This is a genomic window from uncultured Methanobrevibacter sp. (genome assembly GCF_947170395.1).
Taxonomy (GTDB): Archaea; Methanobacteriota; Methanobacteria; order Methanobacteriales; family Methanobacteriaceae; genus Methanocatella.
Genome location: NZ_CAMVTE010000057.1, coordinates 1 through 6,041 on the forward strand (window position 1 = coordinate 1; position 6,041 = coordinate 6,041).

Genomic DNA, 6,041 nt, shown 5'->3' on the forward strand with positions numbered 1-6,041 from the left:
CACCTATCTTGCAGGATTTCCATTCTAAACTCAAATTTATCACTCCTTTAAAATAATAAATTCAAGGTTTAGAATTCAAAACCGATTTCTTTTAAGCTCTTACGAATTTTACTTTCAAGTCCATTAGATTCTTTAAATAACTCGTCAAGCTCAGAGGTTAATGTTTTCATTTTTTCTTCAAATGGAATCCCATCATCTTCTTCTGGTTTAAATCCAACATAACGTCCAGGAGTTAATATAAAGTCATGTTTTTTGATTTCTTCTAAATCACTAACTTTGCAGAAACCTTTTTCATCTTCTAATGTTCCTTCTTCAAATTTAGTAAATGTATCTGCAATCAATTCTATATCCTCATCTGTTAGTTCACGTAATTTACGTGAAACCATTGTTCCCATTTCACGAGCATCAATAAATAAAGTCTTACCTTTTTGTTTTTTATCACGGTTTAAAAACCAAAGACAAACTGGTATTCCAGTTGTGTAGAATAATTGTGTAGGTAATGCAACAATACATTCTACAAGATCATCTTCCACAATGGATTGCCTAATCTTTCCTTCACCAGAGGTTGTTGAAGATAATGAACCGTTAGCCAATACAAGTCCAATTTTTCCTTTTGGAGATAAGTGATGAATCATGTGCTGCATCCATGCGAAGTTTGCATTTCCTTTTGGAGGAATTCCGTATTTCCATCTTAAATCATCCTGCAATTGTTCTTGTCCCCATTTTTTAAGGTTGAATGGTGGATTAGCCATTACATAGTCTGCTTTTAGTGTTGGGTGCAAATCATTTAAAAATGTGTCTTCTTGGTGTTTTCCAAGGTCTGCTTCAAGTCCACGAATAGCCAGATTCATTTTAGCCATTTTCCAAGTTGTAGGATTGGATTCCTGCCCATAAATGGATAAATTATTAATGTTTCCAGCATGATTTTCTATGAAGTTTTTGGATTGAACAAACATTCCACCTGAACCACAGCAAGGGTCATAAACTCTTCCATCATATGGTTTTAAGACTGAAACCAATGTTTTAACTACACATGCTGGAGTATAGAACTCCCCTGCCTTTTTACCTTCGGTTTCAGCAAACATACTTAAGCAGTACTCATAGGTACGACCTAAAATATCCTTTTTGTCTCCCGTATCTGACATTTGAACATTGGTGAATATGTCAATTACAGAACCGAGTTTCTTTTTATCGAGTTCCGGTCTTGAGAAGTTTTTAGGCAATATTCCTTTAAGTGATTTGTTATTGTCTTCAATTGCTTTCATTGCATTGTCAATTGTCTTACCGTTTTCTGCAGTGTTTGCTTTTTTAGCAATTACTTCCCAACGAGCTTCAGGTGGAACAAAGAAAATATTTTTTGCTGTGTATTCATCTATATCTTCTTCAAATCCATCGCCTTCCTCGACCAGTTCTTGGTATCTTTCTTCAAATTTATCTGATAAGTATTTTAGGAAAATTAATCCTAATACCACATGTTTGTATTCTGCTGCATCCATTGAACCTCTCAGTTCATCTGCTGCATCCCAAATTTGCTTTTCAAATCCTATTTCACTAATGTTGTCTTTTACCATTTTTGATTCACACCTTATGTTGATTCATCTACCCATAATTCACATTGCGCTATAACTTTTTCCAAGGCGAATTTCATTTCGCTTGGAGGATAATCATATTTTTTAAGCAGTCTCTTAACTGTTCTTCTCATGTTAGCTCTTGCAGATTCCTTTTTCTGCCAATCAATAGTTCTGTTTCTTCTTAATGATTCTGTCAACTCCTGAGTTATCTTGATCAAGGTTTCATCGTCATAGAACTCGTGAATGTTTTCCGGAAGTGCAATTACATTGTAAAATGCCAGTTCCTCCTCTGTTAATCCCAATTCTTCTCCTTCATTGTGTGCATCACGCAGAAGTTGTGCGATTCTCATCAATTCCTCGATCACTTCATCATTTGTGATGTGACCGTTAACATAACTGTTCATTGTTTGTTTTAAAAGCTCCGAGAATTCCTCTGATTTGACAATATTGGTACGTGTATACCCTTTTACCTGATCGCTGAGTAGTTTTTCCAAAAGGGAGATAGTTAAATTGGATGATTCCATTGCACGCACTTTATCTAAAAATTCAGGGTCAAACAATGATACCTCATCACTGACATTGATTACATTGATTACGCCTGTGCTTTTAATTGACTGGTTGAGGAGTTTTGTGATTTGAGCGTTGATTTCATGAATTGACAATTTCTTATCAGAGGATACCTTAACTAGAACTGTTCTGACGGCTTCAAAGAATGCTGCTTCAATTCTTTCCTTTTCTGTTGCTCTGCTTCTGCATAATGATAACCATTTTTTCAATAATAACGCTTCTTTCAGGTATGATTTTTTAGTTTCTTCACGGACCAGGTCTTCCATGAAGTTCACACCATTGGATATGACTTTTGATCTTTCCAGGTTACTGTCTCCGAAGAATTTGGAATAGTCAAATCCATAGAATAAGTCCTGACATATTTCAAGTTTTTCCTGGAAATTAGGATAAGCGATCTTGTCAACATCCATATCACCGTAGTTTTTGTTGTCCCTTTCTGTGTATTCACTCATCGCCTTTTTAAGATCAGATGCTATTCCAATATAATCAACTACAAGTCCTCCTTTCTTATCCTTGAATACTCTATTTACACGAGCGATGGCCTGCATTAAGTTGTGGCCCTGCATTGGCTTGTAGACATACATTGTTGCAAGTGAAGGCATGTCAAAACCTGTAAGCCACATATCCACTACAATAGCTATTTTCATTGGATCTTCATCATCCTTAAACTTGTTTTCAAGCTGTTTTTTATAAGATTTATCGCCGATAATGTCATACCATTCCTCAGGGTCATTATTGGAACTGCTCATAACTATTTTCACTTTTTCATTCCAATTAGGACGCAGTTTCAATATTTTTTCGTATATCTTAATGGCGATTGGCCTTGAATATGCAACTATCATTGCCTTGCCTGTCAGTTCCTGTGCACGGTTATCTTCATAGTGATTAATAATGTCCTGACAGATATCAGCAATTATTTCAGGAGCTCCAAGCAAGGATTCCATTTTACTGAGTTCTCTTTTACTTCTCTCAATATTGTGTTCTTCTGCTTCTTTCTTTAATTCCCAGTATTTTTGATCAATTTGGTTGAGAATTGTTTCATCAAGACCGATTTCAGCAATACGACTTTCATAACTTATAGGTACTGTTGCTCCATCCTCTACTGACTGTGTCATGTCGTAAATGTCAATGTAGTTTCCAAACACTTCACGAGTGCTTCTATCTGATTTGGAGATTGGTGTTCCTGTAAAACCTATGTAGGTTGCATTTGGAAGTGCATTACGGATTCTTCTTGCAGCTCCAATCTTGACTTCACCAGTTTCAGGGTCAACTTTTTCTTCAAGACCATATTGGCTTCTGTGTGCTTCATCAGATATTACAACAACATCATTTCTGTCAGTTAATGATTCATCATAATCGTCGAATTTTTGCATGGTTGTAAAAAATATTCCATTGGCTTTTCTGTTATTGAGCAGTTTCTTTAGGTTTTTCATGCTTGTTGCTTGTTTTGGAGTTTGCCTTAAAAAGTCACTGCACTTGGAAAATTGTGAATACAACTGGTCATCCAAGTCATTACGGTCAGTTATTACAACAAATGTTGGACTTTCAAGTCTTTGCTGAAGCTTGTTTACATAAAATACCATGGATAGGCTTTTACCACTTCCCTGTGTGTGCCAGAACACTCCTGCTTTATGGTCACTGTTGATTGCCTTGACAGTTGACTCAACGGCCTTATTGACAGCGAAGTATTGATGGTATGCACCTAAAATCTTTACCTTATTTGTTGAATCATTGGAATATGTGATGAAATTCTTCAGGATATCCAAAAATCTACTCTTTTCAAAAATTCCTTCAAAAAATGTTGTGAAATCTGCCCATTGTGTTGATTCATAGCTTCCATCAGTTGTTTTCCATTCCATGAACCTGTCCTCATTTGTAGTAATTGTTCCTGCCTTTGAAAGGGACATGTCACTCATAACACAGAATGCATTATAGTTGAAAAGAACAGGGATTACCTGAATGTATTTTTTCAATTGGCGGTATGCTTCAGATGTGTCTGTGTCTTCTCTTGATGGGGATTTCAACTCACAAACCACTAATGGGAAACCATTAACAAATACAACAACATCTGGTCTTTTTGTTTCCAGATCAACAACTGTCCATTGGTTGATGACTGTAAAGAGATTGTTGTCCAGATTATCATAATCAACGAGCTTGACATGAGTTGATTTCTCTTTTCCATCACTCCAATAGCTTATATTGATTCCATTTTGAAGATATTCCATGAACTTATTGTTTTTATCTTCAAGGGAACCAATACCAAAATCTTGAATGGTTTCAATGGCTTTATCAACAGCATTGGAATTTAATGACTTGTTGATCTTATACAAATAGTTTAAATCAGGTACAAATAATGGATTTTTATAGTCTCTGTCAACTTCAGGACCATAATAATAAGTATAGCCTAAGTCTTGAAATAATTCCATTAATGATTTTTCATATGTGTCTTCATTATAAACTAAAATTTTAACCAAATCCTTAAAATTATTCCTTTTATATTCTTTTGCAAAAAAAAGCAAACAATCTACATTATTCGGATAATATTAATTCATTAAAAGTCATTCCTAAAGTTTGAAAACTTTTACTCTCATTAATAATCACAACTTTTAATTCCCCTTTAATGATATGTTGCACAGCTTCCTGTAAACCTTTATAATGAATTTTAAATCTATTTTTTTCTGTTTCACAGGCAATTTCTCGAATAACATTAGACAAAATATTTTTTGGAGTGACTGTTAATGATTGTTCTTTATCTAAATCAGTAAAGTAAGAATCGAAAAAAGTAATTTTTTCTTCAAGATCATCATTATAGAAATCTATTATTGCTTTTCCATGATAATATGGTTTTTCGTCTTGTGATATCATTTTCTTTCCTTGATAATCACTTAATTTTGCACCTGTAAAAGCAAAAACCGAATCTTTCATGTATAATTCAGTAGGTGTTAATGTTTTATAACTCATTCGTGCTTTTTCAAGTTCTGTATACTCTTTTTGAATACCAGATTCAATAATGAAATTGTTGATATACATTTTATAATCACTATTTATTTTTTTATAAAAAAATTTTCCCTATAATTATTTACTTAACTTTTATGATATTTATAAATAGAATTATAACAATAAGTTTTGTAACATACTATAAATCAAAATCAGGAATTCAAAAAAGGTTTGCTTCAAAAAAAATATTTTATCTAAATAAGAATACGTATAATATGTGCTATACGCATTATAAGTATTCATTATAAAGATATACTTTCAGAAAGTGTAAATTTACATGTTTAAAAAATAAAATCGATTGAAAATAACATTCAATATCTGCAAGAAGTCTACCATTGTTTCACCTCCAATTAAAATTAATTGTATATTTATAAATATTTTAATAACTTCCATATAAACTAATTTTTTATTTAATGTTCCAAAAGATTACAGAACCACCATTAAATAATAACCAATCCATTTAATTAAATCGTTAATGTTTCAACTAATCCATTGAATTATAACATCGATGTGATATAATTTTAAATCCAATGGTTAAAATTATATATTTTGTTAATGTCTGACAGATTAATTTTTAGAAATGTTGTTGTTTTTTTAAAATCATGGAAAAACATAATATAAAATTTTTATAGTTAGATGAAATTAAAGAATGGAACTAATAGAAAAAATTTATGAGGGGTTTTTAATTTCAATATTTTGATATGATAAGATACGATGAAATATTTATTTCATACCTGTATTATCGTTTAAATTAAGTAAAAAAGAGACACTGGTGGGAATCGAACCACACTTTCATCGAGTTTTGCAAAACTCGTGCATTACCTTTCTGCCACCGTGCCTAGATTAATCCCACATAAATCGAGACTTTTAAAAAACTAAATTACAAATCAACATTTAATCTAAATT

At 32.6% G+C, this 6,041-nt stretch carries 3 protein-coding genes; all 3 read right to left on the minus strand.

The features are described 5' to 3' along the window. Positions 1 to 68: 68 nt before the first annotated feature. Genes Q0W04_RS10275 through Q0W04_RS10285 form a run of 3 tightly spaced genes read right to left on the minus strand, consistent with a single transcriptional unit; the run spans position 69 to position 5,168 of the window. A complete protein-coding gene (locus Q0W04_RS10275) occupies positions 69 to 1,571 on the minus strand; it encodes a class I SAM-dependent DNA methyltransferase (RefSeq protein ID WP_298502957.1) in 1,503 nt (500 codons plus the stop codon). Positions 1,572 to 1,585: 14 nt separating this feature from the next. Beyond that, a complete protein-coding gene (locus Q0W04_RS10280) occupies positions 1,586 to 4,612 on the minus strand; it encodes a type I restriction endonuclease subunit R (protein ID WP_298502960.1) in 3,027 nt (1,008 codons plus the stop codon). A gap of 55 nt (positions 4,613 to 4,667) precedes the next feature. After that, positions 4,668 to 5,168 carry a hypothetical protein gene (locus Q0W04_RS10285; protein ID WP_298502962.1) on the minus strand — a complete coding sequence of 167 codons (501 nt, stop codon included), beginning with the start codon at positions 5,166 to 5,168 and terminating at the stop codon, positions 4,668 to 4,670. Positions 5,169 to 6,041 lie beyond the last annotated feature (873 nt).

Excerpts from the sequence above, each read along its gene's own strand:
- Q0W04_RS10285 (WP_298502962.1), bottom strand. The coding sequence starts at position 5,168 with ATGTATATCAACAATTTCATTATTGAATCTGGTATTCAAAAAGAGTAT.
- Q0W04_RS10275 (WP_298502957.1), bottom strand. The coding sequence starts at position 1,571 with ATGGTAAAAGACAACATTAGTGAAATAGGATTTGAAAAGCAAATTTGG.